Raw genomic sequence first — 18,609 nt, 5'->3', positions numbered from 1 at the left:
GCGTTGCGAAGCCCGAATGAACCCCAGCTACAAACCCGCCGACGTCGAGTCCGCCGCCCAGGCTTATTGGACGGCCGCCGACGCCTACCGCGTGACCGAGGACGCGCGCAAGAAGAAGTACTACGCCTGCTCGATGCTGCCGTACCCCAGCGGCAAGCTGCACATGGGCCACGTGCGCAACTACACGATCAACGACATGCTCACGCGCTACCTGCGCATGAGCGGCTACAACGTCCTGATGCCGATGGGCTGGGACGCCTTCGGGCTGCCGGCCGAGAACGCGGCGCTCAAGAACGGCGTGCCGCCGGCCGCCTGGACCTACGAGAACATCCGCTACATGAAGGGCCAGCTCCAGGCGATGGGCCTGGCCATCGACTGGAGCCGCGAGATCGCGACCTGCGACCCGAGCTACTACAAGTGGAACCAGTGGCTGTTCCTCAAGATGCTCGAGAAGGGCATCGCCTACCGCAAGACGCAGGTGGTCAACTGGGACCCGGTCGACCAGACCGTGCTGGCCAACGAGCAGGTGATCGACGGCAAGGGCTGGCGCACCGGTGCGCCGGTCGAGCGCCGCGAGATCCCCGGCTACTACCTGAAGATCAGCGACTATGCCGAGGAACTCCTCGACCACACCCAGCACAAGCTGCCGGGCTGGCCCGAGCGCGTGAAGCTGATGCAGGAGAACTGGATCGGCAAGAGCGAAGGCGTGCGCTTCGCCTTCACGCACGACATCAAGAACGACAAGGGCGAGCTGATCCAGGGCGGCCGCATGTACGTCTTCACGACGCGCGCCGACACGATCATGGGCGTGACCTTCTGCGCGGTCGCGCCGGAACATCCGCTCGCGCTGCATGCCGCGAAGTCCGACCCCAAGGTCGCCGCCTTCATCGAGGAATGCAAGACCGGCGGCACCACCGAAGCCGAACTCGCCACCCAGGAAAAGAAGGGCGTGCGCACCCGCCTCACGGTGACGCACCCGATCACCGAGGAGCAGGTGCCGGTCTGGGTCGGCAACTACGTGCTCATGAGCTACGGCGACGGCGCGGTGATGGGCGTGCCGGCGCACGACGAGCGCGACTTCGCCTTCGCGAACAAGTACGGCATCGAGATCATCCAGGTGGTGCTGGTCGACGACGAGCCGCATTTCAACTACCACCGCTGGCAGGACTGGTACGGCGACAAGGAGCGCGGCGTCACCATCAACTCCGACAACTTCAGCGGCATGTCGTACGCCGAGGCGGTCAAGGCCGTGGCCCATGCGCTCGAACAGAAGGGCCTGGGCGAGATGCGCACCACCTGGCGCCTGCGCGACTGGGGCATCAGCCGCCAGCGCTACTGGGGCACGCCGATCCCGATCATCCACTGCGAAGCGCACGGCGCCGTGCCGGTGCCCGAGAAGGACCTGCCGGTGGTGCTGCCGGCCGACTGCGTGCCCGACGGCCACGGCAACCCGCTGATCAAGCACGAAGGCTTCCATGCGGGCGTCGTCTGCCCGGTGTGCGGCAAGCCCGCGCGCCGCGAGACCGACACGATGGACACCTTCGTCGACAGCTCGTGGTACTTCATGCGCTATTGCGACCCGAAGAACGACGAGGCGATGGTCGCGGGCGGCGCCGACTACTGGATGCCGATGGACCAGTACATCGGCGGCATCGAGCACGCGATCCTGCACCTGCTCTATGCGCGCTTCTGGACCAAGGTGATGCGCGATCTCGGCCTCCTGAAGTGCGACGAGCCCTTCAGCAAGCTGCTCACGCAGGGCATGGTGCTGAACCAGATCTTCTACACGCGCAACGAGAAGGGCGGCAAGGACTACCACCCGCCGTCGGAAGTCACGCAGCTGCTCGATGCGCAGGGCCGCATCACCGGCGGCACGCTGGCCGACGGAACCCCGGTCGAATACGGCGGCGTCGGCAAGATGGGCAAGAGCGAGCGCAACGGCGTCGACCCGCAGGACCTGATCGAGAAGTACGGCGCCGACACCGCCCGGCTCTACACCATGTTCACCGCGCCGCCCGAGGCCACGCTCGAATGGAACGACGCCGCGGTCGAGGGCAGCTTCCGCTTCCTGCGCCGGGTCTGGAATTTCGGCGTCGCGCTCCATGAAGCCGGAGCCAGCGCGGCGATCGGCGGCAAGCCCGCCTTCGGCAAGGAGGCCAAGGCCCTGCGCCGCGAAGTGCACACCGTGCTGCGCCAGGTCGACTACGACTACCAGCGCATGCAATACAACACCGTGGTGTCGGGCGCGATGAAGCTGCTCAATGCGCTGGAAGGCTTCAAGCCCCAGGCGCCGGACGCCGGCGACCGCGCCGCGGTGCGCGAGGCGATGGGCATCCTGCTGCGCTGCCTCTATCCGGCGACGCCGCACATCACGCACCAGCTCTGGCACCAGCTCGGCTTCGACAAGGAGATCGGCGAGTTGCTCGACGCCCCGTGGCCGGTGGTCGACGTCGGCGCGCTGGAGCAGGACGAGATCGAGCTGATGCTGCAGATCAACGGCAAGCTGCGCGGCTCGCTGCACGTGCCCGCGACGGCTTCGAAGCAGGAGATCGAGAAGATCGCGCTCGCCAGCGAGGCCTTCGTCAAGCACGCCGAGGGCGCGACCGTCAAGCGCGTGATCGTGGTGCCGGGGCGGCTGGTCAACGTGGTGGTCTGAGCGGCATGGTCACGAAACAGCGTCGGTCGCGGCGCGGCTTTCTGATGGGCCTGTCCGGCACGCTCGTGCTGGCAGGCTGCGGCTTCCAGTTGCGCAAGGCGCCGGAGTTCCCGTTCAAGAGCATCGCGGTGCCGGCCACCTCGTCGTTCGCGAACCAGGTGAAGCGCAACCTGCGCGCCGCCGGCACGGTCGAGGTGCTGCCCAAGGACCAGGTCGAAGGCGCGGAAGCGATCCTCGACATCCTCGGCGAGGACCGGCAGCCCGTGGTGATCTCGACCAATGCGGCCGGACAGGTGCGCGAGCTCCAGTTGCGCCTGACGATCCGCTTCCGCGTGCGCGGCAAGGGGGGCAAGGAATTGCTGGCGCCGACCGAGATCAGCCAGACTCGCGACATCACCTACAACGAAACCGCCGCGCTCGCGAAGGAAGGCGAAACGGCGCTGCTGTACCGCGACATGGAAACCGACATCGCGCAGCAGATCCTTCGCCGTCTGGCGGCGGCAAGACCCGCCTGAGCCTGCGATGCAACTGGCGCCCGCCCAGCTGGCCGCGCACCTCGCCAAGCGGGTGGCGCCGCTCTACGTGATCCATGGCGACGAGGCGCTGCTGGCGCAGGAGGCCGCCGACGCGATCCGGGTCGCGGCGCGGGCGCAGGGCTATACCGAGCGCAGCGCCTACACCGTGGCCGGCGCCCACTTCGACTGGAGCGCGGTGCTGGCGGCGGGCGGTTCGCTGAGCCTCTTCGCCGACCGGCAGATCGTGGAGATCCGCATCCCGTCCGGCAAGCCGGGCAAGGACGGCAGCGTGGCGCTGCAGCAGATCGCCGAAGCCGCGCAGGGCAACGACAGCACGCTCACGATGGTGATGCTGCCGCGCCTGGACAAGGCCACCCGCTCCGGCGCCTGGTTCGGGGCGCTCGAAGGCAACGGCGTGAGCATCCAGGTCGACACGGTCGAGCGCGCCGCCTTGCCGCAATGGATCGCGCAGCGGCTCGCCCAGCAGGGCCAGCGCGTGAAGCCCGGCGAGGAGGGCCAGCGCACCTTGCAGTTCTTCGCCGACCGGGTCGAGGGCAACCTGCTCGCGGCGCACCAGGAAATCCAGAAGCTCGCGCTGCTGCATCCGGAGGGCGAACTGAGCTGGGAGCAGGTCGAGGCCGCGGTCAACAACGTGGCCCGCTACGACGTCTTCAAGCTCTCCGAGGCGGTGCTGGCGGGCAACCCGCAGCGCGTCTCGCGCATGCTCGACGGCCTGCAGGCGGAGGGCGAGGCCGAGGTGCTCGTGCACTACACGATCGCCGAGGACATCCGCGCCCTCAAGCGCGTCAAGGACGCCATGGCCGCCGGCCGGCCGCTGCCGATGGCGCTGCGCGAAAACCGCATCTGGGGACCGCGCGAGCGGGCATTCGAGCGCGTGCTTCCGCGGCTGGACGAGCGCGCGCTGGCCCGCATGCTGCGCGCGGCGCACGTGGTCGACGGCATCGTCAAGGGGCTGAAGCAGCCCGACTGGCCGGCGGACAGCTGGCAGGCGCTGCAGCGGCTGGCCCTGATGCTGTGCCGCGCCTGTGGATAAGGCTCACCCCCAGCCTCGCCCACTTCGTGTGGCTCTGACACCCCCTCTCCGGGGGCAATCCCAGTGGCCCGGCAAAGCCGGTTCCACGGGATTCCTGGGCTTGGCTGCGCCGGTTTTGGCCGGCGCGTCACAATTCAGGCTATGAACATGTTCAACGTCTCCGAATACATGCAGACCCTCGGTCTGCAGGCCAAGACGGCGTCGGCCCAGATGGCCCGGGCGGATGCGGCCACCAAGAACAAGGCGCTGAAGGCGCTCGCGCGCCGCCTGCGCGAAGCCGGCGCGGCACTGGCCGACGCCAACGCGCAGGACCTGGCCCGCGCCACGGCAGCGGGGCTGTCGGCGCCGATGGTCGATCGGCTCAAGCTCACTCCCAAGGTCATCGAGACCGTGGCGCAGGGCTGCGAGCAGCTGGCGGCGATGCCGGACGTGATCGGCGAAGTCATCGGCATGAAGCAGCAGCCCAGCGGCATCCGGGTCGGCCAGATGCGGGTGCCGATCGGCGTCTTCGGCATGATCTACGAGAGCCGGCCCAACGTGACGATCGAGGCGGCCAGCCTCGCGATCAAGAGCGGCAATGCGGCCATCCTGCGCGGCGGCTCGGAAGCCATCGAATCGAACAAGGCGCTGGCCCGGCTGGTGGCCGATTCGCTCTCCGAGGCCGGGCTGCCGGGCGCCGCGGTCCAGCTCGTGCAGACGACCGACCGCGAGGCCGTGGGCCAGCTCATCGCGATGCCGGCCTTCGTGGACGTCATCATCCCGCGCGGCGGCAAGGGGCTGATCGAGCGCATCAGCCGCGAGGCCAAGGTGCCGGTCATCAAGCACCTGGACGGCAACTGCCACGTCTACGTCGACGACACCGCCGAACTCGACATGGCGCTGCGCATCGTCGACAACGCCAAGACCCAGAAATACAGCCCCTGCAATGCCGCCGAAGGCCTGCTGGTGGCGGCTTCGATCGCCGACAGCTTCCTGCCCGAGATCGGCGCGATCTTTGCCGCCAAGGGCGTGGAGATGCGCTGCGATCCGGCGGCGGGCCGCATCCTGCGCGAGGCGCTGCAGGGCACCGGCAAGGTGGTCGATGCGCTCGAGTCGGACTGGTCGGAGGAATACCTCGCCGCGGTCATCAGCATCAAGGTGGTCGAGGGCGTGGACGAGGCCATTGCGCACATCAACCACTACTCGAGCCATCACACCGACGCGATCGTCACGCGCGACCACATGAACGCCCAGCGCTTCCTGCGCGAGGTGGATTCGGCGAGCGTGATGGTCAACGCGAGCACGCGCTTTGCGGACGGATTCGAGTTCGGGCTCGGCGCCGAAATCGGCATCAGCACCGACAAGTTCCACGCGCGTGGTCCGGTGGGCATCGAGGGCCTGACATCCCTGAAATACGTCGTCCTCGGTCAGGGCGAAGTCAGGAGCTGAGCGCGCAGGGGCTGCATGCCCCTGGCGCGTCTTCTCCGGCGCATGCCGGAGCGCAGTGTTTCCATTTGAAGAACAAAACTGCGTCTACAGTTGCTTGTCATCGGGGGCGGACACCCCAAAATTACAATTCCGCTCTAGCCCAAGCCACAAATCGAACAAGGCCCGCATGGTCCCGCATCTCGTCACCGCCCTCACCGGCCCGATCAACGAGCTCGAGCAGCGCGTGCTCGACTCGACGCCGGCCATCGAGCGCTGGTTCCGGCTCGAATGGATGGAGCACACGCCGCCGTTCTACAGCTCGGCCGACATCCGCAATGCGGGCTTCAAGCTGGCGCCGGTCGACACCAATCTTTATCCGCGCGGCTGGAACCACCTGACGCACGAGATGCTGCCGCTGGCGGTGCAGGCCGCCCAGGCCGCGATCGAGAAGATCTGCCCCGAGGCGCGCAACCTGCTGGTGATCCCGGAGAACCATTCGCGCAACACCTTCTACCTCGCCAACGTCGCGCAACTGGTGCGCATCTTCCACATGGCCGGGTTGAACGTGCGGGTCGGCTCGATCGACCCGGCGATCAAGTCGCCCAAGAAGGTCGAGTTGCCCAACGGCGATACGGTCTGCCTGGAGCCGGTGGTGCGCAGCAAGCGCCGGCTGGGCCTGAAGCATTTCGACCCGTGCACCATCCTGCTCAACACCGACCTCTCGGCCGGCGTGCCGGGCATACTCGAAGAGCTGTACGAGCAATACCTGCTGCCGCCGCTGCACGCGGGCTGGCCGATGCGCCGCAAGAGCAATCACCTGCACAGCTACGAAGAAGTCTCCAAGCGCTTCGGCAAGCTGCTGGGCATCGACCCCTGGCTCATCAACCCGATGTACGCGAAGGTCGGCGAGGTCGACTTCGCCAGCGGCGACGGGGTCGACGTGCTCACCAGCCATGCCGACGCGCTGCTGACCAAGATCCGCCGCAAGTACAAGGAATACGGGATCAACGAGAAGCCCTTCGTGGTCGTCAAGTCCGACAACGGCCGCAGCGAAATGGGCGTGGTGACCGTGCGCGACGCCAAGGAAATCGAGGCGCTGGCCCGCAAGCAGAAGCCGCGCGCCGGCGCCGCCAGGGGTGCTGCCGAGCGCCGGGAGCTCATCGTGCAGGAAGGCGTGCTCACCAAGGAGCGGGTGCACGACGGCGTGGCCGAGCCGGTGGTCTACATGATGGACCGCTACGTGGTCGGCGGCTTCTACCGGGTGCATGCCGACCGCAACCCGGACGAGGACCTCAAGATTCCCGGCGCCAGCTTCGTGCCGCTGGCTTTTTCCGAGAGTGCGCACTTGCCCCAGCCGGGCGCCAAGCCCGGCGCCAGCGCCCCGAACCGCTTCTACATGTACGGGGTGATCGGCCGGCTCGCGATGGTGGCGGCCAGCTACGAGCTCGAGGCGACCAACCCGGACGCCGAAATCTACGAATGATGGGGTCCGCCATCTTGCGGGGGCCGGCGGCGGCGGCAAAATAGCGACCCCATATCAACGCAAACCAACCAGGGCGGAGGCGATGCGGCAGCTCTCGAGGCTGACGACGCGCCGGGACGTGCCGCACGTTCCAGGGCCCTTTGCATCGTCTCCGTGTCCGCCCCTAAATCCTTCTCCCCTGCGTTGATCCTTGCGGCGATCGGCGTCGTCTATGGCGACATCGGCACCAGCGTCCTGTATGCGGTCAAGGAAGTGTTCGGGCACGGCCACGTGCCATTCACCATCGAGAACGTCTACGGCATCCTGTCGATGTTCTTCTGGACGCTCACAATCATCGTCTCGATCAAGTACGTCGTGCTCGTGCTCAGGGCGGACAACGCGGGCGAAGGCGGGCTGGTCGCCATGCTCGCGCTGGCCTCGCAGGCGGTGGTCGACCGGCCGCGCCTGCGCCATCTGCTGCTGGTGGTCGGCATCTTCGGCACCTCGCTCTTCTATGGCGACGGGGTCATCACACCGGCGATCTCGGTGCTGTCGGCCGTCGAGGGCCTGGAGGTGGTGTCGCCGCAGTTCAGGCATTACGTGATTCCGATCACCCTGGTCGTTCTGTTCTGCCTGTTCGCGCTCCAGAAGCACGGCACCGCGGGCATCGGCCGCTTCTTCGGCCCCATCACCCTGACGTGGTTCCTGGCGATCGCCCTGCTCGGCGTCTCGCAGATCCTGCACCATCCCGAGATCCTGAAATCCATCAGCCCGTACTACGCGCTGCGCTTCATCTGGCTGAATCCGGGCACCAGCTTCATCATCCTCGGCGCCACCGTGCTGTGCGTGACCGGCGCCGAGGCGCTCTACGCCGACCTCGGCCATTTCGGCAAGCGGCCGATCCGCATCGCGTGGTTCTCGATCGTGATGCCGGCGCTGACGCTCAACTACTTCGGGCAGGGCGCGCTGCTGCTGGAGAACCCCGAGGCGGTGAAGAACCCGTTCTTCATGATGGCGCCGGACTGGGCGCGGCTGCCGATGGTGTTCCTCGCCACCGCCGCGACGGTGATTGCCTCGCAGGCCCTCATCACGGGCGCCTTCAGCGTGACCCGGCAGGTGATCCAGCTCGGCTACCTGCCGCGCCTGAACATCGAGCACACCAGCGTGCGCACCGCGGGCCAGATCTACATCCCCTTCGTCAATTGGGGCCTGTTCGTCGCCATCGCGCTCGCGGTGGTGATGTTCCGCTCGTCGAGCAACCTGGCCGCGGCCTACGGCATCGCGGTGACCACCGACATGCTGATCACCACGGTGCTGACCTTCTTCGTGGTCCGCTATGCCTGGAAGTATCCGCTGATCCTGTGCATCGCCGCGACCGGCGTGTTCTTCGTCGTCGATTTCATGTTCTTCGCGTCGAACCTGCTCAAGCTCTTCGAAGGCGGCTGGTTCCCGTTGCTGATCGGCGGTTCCGTCTTCCTGCTCATGCTGACCTGGAAAGAGGGCCGGCGCCTCATGGGCGAGGCGCAGCTGGCCGAGGCCATCGATCTGCGCGGCTTCCTGGACTCCGTCTTCGTCAACCCGCCGGCGCGCGTCGATGGCACCGCGGTGTTCATGACGGCGGAGCCCGGCGTCGTGCCGAACGCGCTGCTGCACAACCTCAAGCACAACAAGGTGATGCACGACCAGAACCTGTTCGTCACCGTGCGCAGCCACGAGGTGCCCTGGATCCCGATGGACAAGCGCATCGAGATGGAGCCGCTGGGCCACCATTGCTGGCAGGTCGTGGTGCACTACGGCTTCAAGAACGACGTCGACATCCCCCGTGCGCTCGAGAACGCGCGCCTGCGCGGCTGCCAGATCGAGGCGATGACGACCAGCTACTTCCTCTCGCGCGATGTCGTCATCCCGACGCTCGGCAGCGGCATGGCCCCCTGGCGCGAGAAGCTCTTCGCGCAGATGCATCACAGCGCGAGCGGTGCGGCGGACTTCCTGGGCCTGCCGAACAATGCCGTCGTGGAGCTCGGCTCGAAGATCGAGATCTGAGGCCGCCACGCCGGCTTCCGAGTTCGCTCGGTTCCGGATGTATCTTCGTGTAACAACGCGAAGCCGCCCAGGGGGAACGCCGGGCCGGGTCTTTGGGGCGGCCGCCGCCCGAGCGGACGCGCCCCCGGCACAATCGCCGCCATGCGTTTTTTCAAGGATCTGAGTGTCTCGGCCTTTTCCGCCGGCTTCGTGGCGGTGCTCGTGGGATTCACGAGCTCGGTGGCGATCGTGTTCCAGGCCGCGCAGGCCTTCGGCGCCACGCCCGGATTGATTTCCTCATGGATGTGGGCGCTGGGCCTCGGCATGGGCCTCGCGTCGGCGCTGCCTTCGCTGTGGTGGCGCAAGCCGGTGATGATCGCCTGGAGCACGCCCGGCGCTGCGGTGCTCGCGGTCGCCGGCGCGGGCTACTCGATGAACGAGGCGGTGGGCGCGTTCATCGTCTGCGCGCTGCTCATGACCCTCGCGGGCGCCACCGGCTGGTTCGAGCGCGTGATGAACCGGATCCCGATGGCGCTGGCCTCGGCGCTGCTGGCCGGCGTGCTCGCGCGTTTCGGCCTGCAGGCTTTCGCGGCGGCCCAGACCGCGTTGCCGCTGGTGCTGCTGATGCTCGGCACCTACCTCGTCGGCAAGCGTGCGCTGCCGCGCTATGCGGTACCGCTGACCTTGCTGGTGGCGATCCTCTTCGTCGCGGCACGGGGCGAGCTTGCCTGGGGCGCGGTGCACTTCAGCGCCGCGATGCCGGTGTTCACGATGCCGGTGTTCAGCTGGCAGGCGGTGGTCAGTCTGGCCCTGCCGCTCTTCGTGGTGACGATGGCTTCGCAGAATCTCCCCGGTGTCGCGGTCATTCGCGCGACCGGCTACGAGCTGCCGGTGTCGAAGCTCATCACCATCAGCGGCCTGACCACGCTGGTGCTCGCACCCTTCGGTGCGTTCGCGCTCAATCTCAGTGCCATCACCGCCGCGATCTGCATGGGACGCGAGGCGCACGAAGACCCTGCGCGCCGCTACACCGCGGCCGTGAGCTGCGGTGCGATCTACGTGGTGATCGGCCTGTTCGGCGCAGCGGTCACGGGCCTGCTCACCGCCTTTCCCAAGGAGCTGGTAGCGGCGATCGCGGGCCTCGCCCTGCTCGGCACCATCGGCGGCGGGCTGGCCGCAGCGGTGCGCGACGAATCGCACCGCGAAGCCGCGCTCATCACCTTCCTCGTGACGCTCTCGGGCGTGACGCTCTCGGGCATCGGCTCCGCCTTCTGGGGCGTGGTGGCCGGCGCCGTCGCGCTGGGCATCCAGCGGATCGGAGGCAGACCTTTCGCGGGCAAGGGCATCGCGGCTGCCGTCAAGATCGAGCGATGAAGCTCACCCCCCGCCTCGCCGCCACGGACCATTGACATGCACTTCCTCTTCGTTGCCGACCCGATCGAGCACTTCAAGATCTACAAGGACACCACTTTCTCGATGATGCGGGAGGCGCAGCGGCGCGGCCACGCGATCTCGGTGTGCGAGCCGCGCCACATGCGCTGGCAGCGCGGCCAGCCGGTCACGGCCGGGGTGCGCAAGATCCGGCTGACCGGCTCGCCGGATGCATGGTTCCGGGAAGAGGCCACCCACGAGCGCCCGCTGCATGCATTCGACGCGGTGCTGATGCGCAAGGACCCGCCGTTCGACGCCGAATACATCTACGCGACCCACCTGCTCGAGCAGGCCGAGCGCGAAGGCGCGCGCGTCATCAACAAGCCGCGGGCGCTGCGCGACCATCCCGAGAAGCTCGCGATCATGGAGTTCTCGGAATTCACCACGCCCACGCTGGTCACGCGCGATGCGGCGGCGGTGCGCGCCTTCCATGCCGAGCACCAGGACATCATCCTCAAGCCGCTGGACGGCATGGGCGGCATGGGCATCTTCCGCGTCAAGGCCGACGGGCTGAACCTCGGTTCGATCACGGAGACGCTCAACAAGGACGGCGCAGAGACGATCATGGTGCAGCGCTTCGTGCCCGAGATCGTGCAGGGCGACAAGCGCGTGCTCGTGATCGGCGGGCAGGCCGTGCCCTACAGCCTGGCGCGCATTCCGCAGGGCAGCGAGGTGCGCGGCAACCTGGCTGCCGGCGGCAAGGGCGTGGCGCAGCCGCTCACCGAGCAGGACCGCCGCATCGCCGAGGCGATCGGACCGGTGCTGGCCGGGCGTGGCCTGCTGCTGATCGGGCTCGACGTGATCGGCGGCTCGCTGACCGAGATCAACGTCACCAGCCCGACCTGCTTCCAGGAAATCACCGAACAGACCGGCTTCGACGTGCCGGCCATGTTCATCGATGCGCTCGAAGCGGCGCTGAAAAAGCCCTGACGGCGACGTCCACCGAGCGCGACCCCATGCCGGGGCACCCGCGGAACCGGCTCAGCCGGGCCGCAAGGGTGCGCCCCCTTGAGGGGGTGCAGAGCCACACGCAGTTGGCGAGGCTGGGGGTGGGCCAAAAGCCCGGCGCCCGTCCACGAACACCATGAGCTCCTGCGGCGCGAAGGCCGTCCAGGTCTCGTTCGTGGTCAGCGGCGAGGTCACGACGATCGCGACCCGGTCGGTCGGCGTCGTGTGGTGGGCGAAATCGATGCTCAGGTCCTCGTCGGCCAGCTGCGCCGTGAGGAAGGGATGCTTGCGCTCGATGTACCAGAGGTTCGTCGAGGCGTGCGCCCACAGTGCCTGCCCATTGGAGAGCATGAAGTTGAAGGTGCCGCGCGACGCCAGCCGCGGCGCCAGCTCGCGCAGCGTCAGCGTGAGCTCCTCGACGCTCGGCACGTCGGCGTGCGACTTGGCCAGCTCCTGCATGATCCAGCAGAAGGCGTGCTCGCTGTCGGTGCTGCCGACCGGATGGAAGCTGCCATGGAGCCGCGGCCGGAAATCCTTCAGGTCGCCGTTGTGGGCGAAGACCCAGTAGCGGCCCCACAGCTCGCGCACGAAGGGATGGCAGTTCTGCAGATTGACCGCGCCCTGCGTCGCCTTGCGGATGTGGGCGATGACGTTGCGGCTCTGGATCGGATAGCGGCGGATCAGCTCGGCCACCGGCGATTCGCAGGCCGGCTGGTGATCGACGAAATGCCGCAGGCCCCGATCCTCGAAGAACGCGATGCCCCAGCCGTCCGCGTGATGGTCGGTGCGCCCGCCTCGCTGCGCGAAACCCGTGAAGCTGAAGGTCACGTCGGTCGGCGTGTTGCAGTTCATTCCGAGTAGCTGACACATCTCGATAGCTTAGTTCACGGGCTGTTCGTCGAGCTTGCTGGAAGGCTTTTCGCGCAACTGCCAGGCGGCGCAGATCGCCAGGGCGCAAAGGCCGGCGAGCATCATGAAGACTTCGTCGAACGCCGCGAGGCGGGCTGCGCTGCTCGCGGCATTGGCGAGCGAATCGCCGTGCGCGGCGAGCCGCCATTCGAGGACGATCGCGCACAGGCTGACACCGGCGGCGCCGCCGAGCATGCGCAGGAAGTTGATCGAGCTGGCGCCCTGGGGAATCATGGGCTTCGGAAGCGGGCGCATCGAGCCGAGATTGAGCGACGGAAGGATGAACCCGAGGCCGATGCGCCCGATGACGGCGAAGGCGACCAAGAGCCAGAGACCACTGTCCAGGTGGAGAGTGATCATGAGCGCGAACGAGGCGGCCAGCAGCAGCAGGCCGACGCTCACCAGCAGATAGGTCGGATGCCGGTCCGCAAGGCGGCCGACACCGGCGATGGTGAACGCGAGCACGATGCCCGCCGGCAGCAGGATGGTGCCCACGTGCGACGCCGAAAGCTGCAGGCCGACCTGCATGTACACGGGCAGCAGATAGGTCGAGCCGAACAGCGCGGTGCCGTAGATGAAGGCGACGATGCTGCCCATCGCGAACTGCCGGTGCCTGAAGAGCTGGAGGTTCATCAGCGGCTCGCCGCCGGCTGCGGCGCAGCGCCGCTGCCAGGCGAGGAAGGCGCCGAAGGCCACGCCGGCGGCGGCGAGCAGCCCGGTGGCCTGCAGCGACGAATCGCTGCGCAGCTCGACCAGCCCGTTCAGCAGGCACAGCGTGCCGATGGTGCCGAGCGCGAGGCCCCGCCAGTCGAGCCCGCTGCTGCGCGTGGCCGCCACGCCGCCCGGCGCGGTGGTGGGAACGAACTTGTAGGCCAGCCAGATCGAGGTGACGCAGAACGGCACCACCATGAAGAAGATCGAGCGCCAGCCGAACAGGTCGACCAGCACGCCGCCGATGCTCGGCCCCACCGCCGGCGCCAGCACCACGCCCATGCCGAAGATGCCGCTCGCGCGGCCCTGCTCGTGGGGCTGGAAGGCGCGCAGGATGATGATCGCCGGGATCGGCTGCACCACGCCCGCGGCCAGCCCTTCGGCCACGCGCGCGAGCAGCACCAGCGAGAAATTCGCCGCCAGCCCGCCGGTCATGCCGCCGGCCAGCAGCAGCACCATCGTGCCCACGTAGGTGCGGCGGTAGCCGTAGCGCGCGAGCAGCCAGGGCGTCGTGAGCATCGACACCGTCATCGCCACCATGAAGCCCGAACTCACCCATTGCGCGCGCTCCTGCCCGAGCGAGAAATGGTGGCTCATGCCGGGGATCGCCACGTTCACGATGGTGGAGGACATGATCGAGGCCATCACCCCCACCATGACGGAAAAGAGCAGGAGCCAGCGGTAGCGCTCGCCGTAACGGCTGCTCAGGGATTGCGCGGAAAGATGGTTCATGGGGGAAGCCGGTCGGGCCGTCCTACAAGCATATCGGCGTTTGGGCCGGCGGCGGACGCAAGGGCGGGCCCACAATGACGCGCCATGGGCGAGCAGAACGACGACAGGGCCGAAAGCAAGGAAGGCGCCGCCGCGCCGGACAACGGCGCGCCATCGCTCGCGGCCGAATTCCAGGCCCCGACGGTCACGCGCGCGTACCAGTGCCAGTGCGGGCGTCCGGTCTTTCTGCGCAACAGCCGCTGCCTCGCCTGCCAGACACCGCTCGGCTACGTGATCGAGCGGCTCGGCGTGGTGCCGCTCGCACCGGCCACGCACGAAGGCGCCGAGCCCGGCACCTTCACCGTCTTCGGCGACACCGGCGGCCGGGCCTACCGCCATTGCGCCAACCTGCTGACGCCCGCCGCGTGCAACTGGATGGTACCGGCGCCGCGCGAAGGCGACGACCCGGCCTTCAACACCGCCGGGCTGGCCCCGGGCATGTGCCTGGCGTGCAGCGTCACGCGCACCATTCCGGATCTGTCGGTCGAGGGCAACGGCGCTCGGTGGCTGAGCCTCGAACTGGCCAAGCGGCGGCTGATCTCGCAGCTGCTCGCACTGGGGCTGCCGGTGCTCACGCGGATGAGCGACCCGGTGCACGGCCTGGCCTTCGACTTCCTGCGCAACATACCCGGGGCCCCGCACGTGCTCACCGGGCACGACACGGGCGTCATCACCCTCGACGCCGCAGAAGCCCAGGACGAGGTGCGCGAGCGCATCCGGGCGGAGATGCGCGAGCCCTATCGCACGCTGCTCGGCCACTTCCGGCACGAGATCGGCCACTACTACTGGGACCTGCTGGTCCAGCCCACGCCATGGATCGAGGGCTTTCGCACGCTCTTCGGCGACGAGCGCGAGGACTACGCCGCGGCGCTGCGCAAGCACTACGACAACGGTGCGCCGCCGGACTGGGCCAGCCGCTACGTCACCAGCTATGCCAGCGCGCATCCGTGGGAGGACTGGGCCGAGACCTGGGCGCACTACCTGCACATGGCCGACACCGCCGATACCGCGATGAGCTTCGGCGTCGATGCGCGAAACGTCGAACTGGCGAGCGATCTCTTCGAGGCGGCCGACCTCTGGCAGCCGGATCACCCGGAGGCCGGGCGCTTCCTCGACTTTCTGAACGGCTGGGTACGCCTCACCAACGTGCTCAACGAGCTTTCACGAAGCATGGGGCAGCCCGACCACTACCCTTTCGTCCTGCCGCGCGCTGCGGTGGGCAAGCTGCAGTTCATCCATCAGGTGATTGCCGCGCAACGCGCGCAGACGCAGGCGAGCCCGCGCTTCTCCTGAGGCAGCTGGGCCAGCAGCGCGGGGCTGAAGCTGGACTCCGCCGTCATGCACCAGCAGGGCGGCTGCTTCTGGCCGGTTTCCCGTTCGACCTCCAGCGCGCAGCGATTGGCCTCGCCGCACAGCGGGCAGCGCGATGCGTCGACGCTCACGGAGGAATCGCCCATCATGCTTTCTCGAAAGCCGGCAGCTTCTTCGGCACTGCGTGATTCGCCAGCGTCACGTACACCGGCAGGCCATTGCTGTAGGCCGGATAGTCCTCGCCCTGGATCAGCGGCAGCAGGTAGCGGCGGCACTTGTCGGTGATGCCCCAGCCGTCTTCGGAGATGAAATCGCGCGGCATGAATTTCTCGGTGTTCGCGACCGCGTCGAGCGGCGCGGTGCCGATGCGGTACTGATAGGGCTCGTCGGCAATGCGCTCGATGGTCGGCATCACCGAATTCTTGCCTTCCAGCGCCAGTTCCACCGCGCGCTGCCCGAGTTCGTAAGCCTGCTTCACGTCGGTCGCCGATGCGATGTGCCGCGCGGCGCGTTGCAGGTAATCGGCCACCGCCCAGTGGAACTTGTGGCCCAGCGCTTCCTTGACCATCTGCGCCACCACCGGTGCGGCACCGCCGAGCTGCGCATGGCCGAAGGCGTCCTTCGTGCCCTGCTCGGCGATGAAGGTGCCGTCGGGATGGTGGCAGCCCTCGGACACCACCACGGTGCAATAGCCGTGGTACTTCACGAGCGCATCCACGCGCGCGAGGAAGGCCGGCTGGTCGAACGGAATCTCCGGAAACAGGATCACCACCGGCACGCCCTGTTCCGCGACCAGCCCGCCGGCCGCCGCGATCCACCCGGCATGGCGCCCCATCACCTCGATCACGAACACCTTGGTCGAGGTGGCCGCCATCGAGCGCACGTCCATCGAGGCTTCGAGCGTCGACACCGCCACGTACTTGGCGACCGAGCCGAAGCCCGGGCAGCAGTCGGTGATCGGCAGGTCGTTGTCGATGGTCTTGGGCACGTGGATCGCCTGCAGCGGATAGCCCATCGACTGCGACAGCTGGCTCATCTTGAAGCAGGTGTCGGCCGAATCGCCGCCGCCGTTGTAGAAGAAGTAGCCGATGTCGTGCGCCTTGAAGACCTCGATCAGGCGCTCGTACTCGCGCCGGTTCTTCTCGAGCGACTTCAGCTTGTAGCGGCACGAGCCGAAGGCGCCGGAAGGCGTCGTGCGCAGCGCGGCGATCGCTTCCGCCGATTCGCGGCCGGTGTCGATGAGATCCTCCGCGAGCGCGCCGAGGATGCCGTTGCGGCCGGCGTACACGGTGCCGATGCGGTCAGGGTGCCGGCGAGCCGTTTCAATCACGCCGCAGGCCGACGCATTGATCACGGAAGTGACGCCGCCGGACTGGGCGTAGAAGGCGTTGAGGATGGGCATGCGGCATTCTCCCGCGTCCCTCCCTGCGACGCCAGTGGCGCTCAGCGGCCCGGCAGGCCCATGGCGCGCGTGATCACCTCCTTCATGATCTCGTTCGTGCCGCCGTAGATGCGCTGCACCCGCGCATCGGCATACGCGCGCGTCACGGGGTATTCCCACATGAAGCCGTAGCCGCCATGCAGCTGCACGCACTCATCCATGACCTTGCATTGCAGGTCGCTGGTCCAGTACTTGGCCATGCTCGCGGTCGCGGTGTCGAGTTCTTCCTGCATCAGCAGCTCGATGCACTTGTCGACGAAGACCCGCGCGACCTGCACTTCGGTCTGCAGCTCGGCGAGCCTGTAGCGCGTGTTCTGGTAGGCCCCGACCGGCTGGCCGAACACCTGGCGCTCCTTCACGTAGGCCACGGTCTGGTCGATCGCGGCCTGCGAGGCGGCCACCGCGCCGATCGCGATCTGCAGGCGCTCCCACGGCAGCTGTTCCATCAGGCAGACGAAGCCGCGGTTCTCCTGCGCCGCGCCGCCGAGCAGCGCATCCGCCGGCAGCCGCACGTCGTTGAAGAACAGCTCCGAGGTGTCCTGCGCCTTCAGGCCCAGCTTCTTCAGGCGCTTGCCCTTCTCGAAGCCCGGCATGCCGCGCTCCACGAGGAAGAGGCTGGTGCCTTTCGCGCCGCCTGCCGGATCGGTCTTCGCGACCACGATCACGAGGTCCGCATGCCAGCCATTGGTGATGAAGGTCTTGCTGCCGTTGAGCAGGTAGCTGCCGTCCGCCTGCCTGATGGCGGTGGAGCGCACCGCCTGCAGGTCGCTGCCGGCCGAAGGCTCGCTCATCGCGATCGCGCCGATCATCTCGCCGCTCGCGAGTTTGGGCAGTACGTTCTTCTTCTGCGCCTCGGTGCCGTAGTGCAGGATGTAAGGCGCGACGATCTCGCTGTGCAGCCCGAAGCCGATGCCGGTGAAGCCGCGCGCCCACAGTTCCTCGAACTGGATCACCGAATACAGCAGGTCGGCGCCCGAGCCGCCGTATTCCTCCGGCAGCGCCATGCAGAGAAAGCCGTTCTCGCCGGCCTTGTTCCAGACCGCGCGATCGACGTAGCCCTGGTCTTCCCAGGCGTCGTGGAAAGGCGCGATCTCCTTGTCCATGAAGCGGCGGAAGCTGTCGCGGAAGGCCTCGTGGTCTTGTGTGAAGAGTGTGCGTTCGATCATCGGGCTCACCGCGGCGGAAAGACGGGCGCGCGCTTGTGCAGGAAGGCCGTCACGCCTTCGGCGAAGGCCGGCTTGTCGACGAGTTCGCGCTGGCGTTCGCTTTCGTAGTGCAGCTGCTCGGAGAGCGAGTGCCGCTCCGACACCTCGAGCGCCTTGCGCGCCTCGAGCACCGCATGCGCCGGCAGGCGCGCGAGGCGCTGCGCGATCTTTTGCGCTTCGAGCAGCAGCAGGTCGTCGTCGATGCAGGCCCAGACCAGGCCCCACTCTGCAGCGGCTTGTGCACCGAGCTTCTCGTCGAGCAGCGCCATGCCCATCGCGCGCGCCGGGCCGACGCGGCGCGGAATGAACCAGGTGCAGCCGAGGTCGGGCACGATCCCGAGCTTGGGCAAAAAGGGCAGGTAGAAATAGGCGCTGCGCGCCGCCACCACGATGTCGCAGGCCAGCGCCACGCCCACGCCCGCGCCGGCCGCGGGGCCGTTCACCGCGCAGACCACCGGCACCGGGAGCGCGCGGATCTCCTCGATCAGCGGATGGCTCATCGACTGCATCCAGTCGGCGGTGCGGTTGCCGAGCGTCTGGCTGTCGCCCAACGGATTCATCGCGCTCAGGTCCGCGCCGACGCAGAAGGCCTTGCCCGCGCCGGTCAGCACCACGGCGCGGATTTCGGGATGCATGCGCACGCGCGCGAGACTGTCGCGCAGCGCCTGCTGCAGTTCGAGCGCGATCGGGTTCAGCTTGGCCGGCAGGTTCAGCGTGATGGTCGCGATGCCGTCCTCGACTTCGTAGAGAACGCTGTCGTTCATGC

The 18,609-nt window shown here is 67.8% G+C and carries 15 protein-coding genes; 9 read left to right on the top strand and 6 right to left on the bottom strand.

Features of this window, described 5'->3' with window-relative positions; translation table 11 throughout:
* Positions 1-16: 16 nt before the first annotated feature.
* From leuS to gshB, 8 genes are all read left to right on the top strand, one after another.
* On the top strand, positions 17-2,656 hold the full coding sequence (gene leuS, locus VAR608DRAFT_RS35270; RefSeq protein ID WP_088958280.1) for a leucine--tRNA ligase: 2,640 nt from the start codon (positions 17-19) through the stop codon (positions 2,654-2,656).
* Positions 2,657-2,661: 5 nt separating this feature from the next.
* Positions 2,662-3,171 (top strand): LPS-assembly lipoprotein LptE, encoded by a 510-nt coding sequence (locus VAR608DRAFT_RS35265; protein ID WP_088958279.1) that lies wholly within the window; start codon positions 2,662-2,664, stop codon positions 3,169-3,171.
* A 7-nt stretch (positions 3,172-3,178) separates the two neighbouring features.
* A complete protein-coding gene (holA, locus tag VAR608DRAFT_RS35260) occupies positions 3,179-4,225 on the top strand; it encodes a DNA polymerase III subunit delta (RefSeq protein ID WP_088958278.1) in 1,047 nt (348 codons plus the stop codon).
* Positions 4,226-4,366: 141 nt separating this feature from the next.
* Positions 4,367-5,653: a glutamate-5-semialdehyde dehydrogenase gene (locus tag VAR608DRAFT_RS35255; protein WP_088958277.1), complete on the top strand. Its 1,287-nt coding sequence runs from the start codon at positions 4,367-4,369 to the stop codon at positions 5,651-5,653.
* A gap of 166 nt (positions 5,654-5,819) precedes the next feature.
* Positions 5,820-7,115 (top strand): glutamate--cysteine ligase, encoded by a 1,296-nt coding sequence (gshA, locus tag VAR608DRAFT_RS35250; protein WP_088958276.1) that lies wholly within the window; start codon positions 5,820-5,822, stop codon positions 7,113-7,115.
* Between the two features lie 153 nt (positions 7,116-7,268).
* Positions 7,269-9,137, top strand: coding sequence for a potassium transporter Kup (locus VAR608DRAFT_RS35245; RefSeq protein ID WP_088958275.1), 1,869 nt, complete (start codon positions 7,269-7,271; stop codon positions 9,135-9,137).
* A 141-nt stretch (positions 9,138-9,278) separates the two neighbouring features.
* Positions 9,279-10,490 carry a benzoate/H(+) symporter BenE family transporter gene (locus VAR608DRAFT_RS35240; protein WP_088958274.1) on the top strand — a complete coding sequence of 404 codons (1,212 nt, stop codon included), beginning with the start codon at positions 9,279-9,281 and terminating at the stop codon, positions 10,488-10,490.
* Positions 10,491-10,526: 36 nt separating this feature from the next.
* Positions 10,527-11,477: a glutathione synthase gene (gshB, locus tag VAR608DRAFT_RS35235; RefSeq protein WP_088958273.1), complete on the top strand. Its 951-nt coding sequence runs from the start codon at positions 10,527-10,529 to the stop codon at positions 11,475-11,477.
* A gap of 51 nt (positions 11,478-11,528) precedes the next feature.
* On the opposite strand, the gene VAR608DRAFT_RS35230 is transcribed toward gshB, so the two are convergent.
* Together VAR608DRAFT_RS35230 and VAR608DRAFT_RS35225 are read right to left on the bottom strand one after the other, a co-directional pair.
* Complete coding sequence (locus VAR608DRAFT_RS35230; protein ID WP_231973071.1) at positions 11,529-12,365, bottom strand: class II glutamine amidotransferase; 837 nt, start codon at positions 12,363-12,365, stop codon at positions 11,529-11,531.
* 9 nt (positions 12,366-12,374) lie between these two features.
* Positions 12,375-13,847, bottom strand: coding sequence for an MFS transporter (locus VAR608DRAFT_RS35225; protein ID WP_088958272.1), 1,473 nt, complete (start codon positions 13,845-13,847; stop codon positions 12,375-12,377).
* A gap of 84 nt (positions 13,848-13,931) precedes the next feature.
* Between VAR608DRAFT_RS35225 and VAR608DRAFT_RS35220 the strand changes: the two genes are divergently transcribed.
* A complete protein-coding gene (locus tag VAR608DRAFT_RS35220) occupies positions 13,932-15,179 on the top strand; it encodes a zinc-binding metallopeptidase family protein (RefSeq protein ID WP_088958271.1) in 1,248 nt (415 codons plus the stop codon).
* On the opposite strand, the gene VAR608DRAFT_RS35215 is transcribed toward VAR608DRAFT_RS35220, so the two are convergent.
* Genes VAR608DRAFT_RS35215 through VAR608DRAFT_RS35200 form a run of 4 tightly spaced genes read right to left on the bottom strand, consistent with a single transcriptional unit; the run spans position 15,125 to position 18,607 of the window.
* Positions 15,125-15,346 carry a cysteine-rich CWC family protein gene (locus VAR608DRAFT_RS35215; RefSeq protein WP_443082907.1) on the bottom strand — a complete coding sequence of 74 codons (222 nt, stop codon included), beginning with the start codon at positions 15,344-15,346 and terminating at the stop codon, positions 15,125-15,127. The genes VAR608DRAFT_RS35220 and VAR608DRAFT_RS35215 overlap by 55 nt on opposite strands.
* Entirely contained in the window at positions 15,343-16,599 is a 1,257-nt protein-coding gene (locus VAR608DRAFT_RS35210) for a 6-phosphofructokinase (RefSeq protein ID WP_088958269.1), read from the bottom strand. The genes VAR608DRAFT_RS35215 and VAR608DRAFT_RS35210 overlap by 4 nt, the downstream gene beginning before the upstream one ends.
* Positions 16,600-16,640: 41 nt before the next feature.
* The gene (locus tag VAR608DRAFT_RS35205; RefSeq protein ID WP_088958268.1) at positions 16,641-17,804 is read right to left on the bottom strand and encodes an acyl-CoA dehydrogenase family protein; all 1,164 of its coding nucleotides are present in this window, start codon (positions 17,802-17,804) and stop codon (positions 16,641-16,643) included.
* A gap of 5 nt (positions 17,805-17,809) precedes the next feature.
* Positions 17,810-18,607 carry an enoyl-CoA hydratase-related protein gene (locus VAR608DRAFT_RS35200; RefSeq protein WP_088958267.1) on the bottom strand — a complete coding sequence of 266 codons (798 nt, stop codon included), beginning with the start codon at positions 18,605-18,607 and terminating at the stop codon, positions 17,810-17,812.
* Between the last annotated feature and the right edge of the window lie 2 nt (positions 18,608-18,609).

This window comes from Variovorax sp. HW608 (assembly GCF_900090195.1).
Classification (GTDB): Bacteria; Pseudomonadota; Gammaproteobacteria; order Burkholderiales; family Burkholderiaceae_C; genus Variovorax.
This window is presented reverse-complemented; position numbering and strand designations above follow the sequence as displayed.

Coding starts and splice junctions, on each gene's coding strand:
- leuS (WP_088958280.1), top strand. CDS start 17: ATGAACCCCAGCTACAAACCCGCCGACGTCGAGTCCGCCGCCCAGGCT.
- VAR608DRAFT_RS35265 (WP_088958279.1), top strand. CDS start 2,662: ATGGTCACGAAACAGCGTCGGTCGCGGCGCGGCTTTCTGATGGGCCTG.
- holA (WP_088958278.1), top strand. CDS start 3,179: ATGCAACTGGCGCCCGCCCAGCTGGCCGCGCACCTCGCCAAGCGGGTG.
- VAR608DRAFT_RS35255 (WP_088958277.1), top strand. CDS start 4,367: ATGAACATGTTCAACGTCTCCGAATACATGCAGACCCTCGGTCTGCAG.
- gshA (WP_088958276.1), top strand. CDS start 5,820: ATGGTCCCGCATCTCGTCACCGCCCTCACCGGCCCGATCAACGAGCTC.
- VAR608DRAFT_RS35240 (WP_088958274.1), top strand. CDS start 9,279: ATGCGTTTTTTCAAGGATCTGAGTGTCTCGGCCTTTTCCGCCGGCTTC.
- gshB (WP_088958273.1), top strand. CDS start 10,527: ATGCACTTCCTCTTCGTTGCCGACCCGATCGAGCACTTCAAGATCTAC.
- VAR608DRAFT_RS35230 (WP_231973071.1), bottom strand. CDS start 12,365: ATGTGTCAGCTACTCGGAATGAACTGCAACACGCCGACCGACGTGACC.
- VAR608DRAFT_RS35225 (WP_088958272.1), bottom strand. CDS start 13,847: ATGAACCATCTTTCCGCGCAATCCCTGAGCAGCCGTTACGGCGAGCGC.
- VAR608DRAFT_RS35220 (WP_088958271.1), top strand. CDS start 13,932: ATGGGCGAGCAGAACGACGACAGGGCCGAAAGCAAGGAAGGCGCCGCC.
- VAR608DRAFT_RS35215 (WP_443082907.1), bottom strand. CDS start 15,346: ATGATGGGCGATTCCTCCGTGAGCGTCGACGCATCGCGCTGCCCGCTG.
- VAR608DRAFT_RS35210 (WP_088958269.1), bottom strand. CDS start 16,599: ATGCCCATCCTCAACGCCTTCTACGCCCAGTCCGGCGGCGTCACTTCC.
- VAR608DRAFT_RS35205 (WP_088958268.1), bottom strand. CDS start 17,804: ATGATCGAACGCACACTCTTCACACAAGACCACGAGGCCTTCCGCGAC.
- VAR608DRAFT_RS35200 (WP_088958267.1), bottom strand. CDS start 18,607: ATGAACGACAGCGTTCTCTACGAAGTCGAGGACGGCATCGCGACCATC.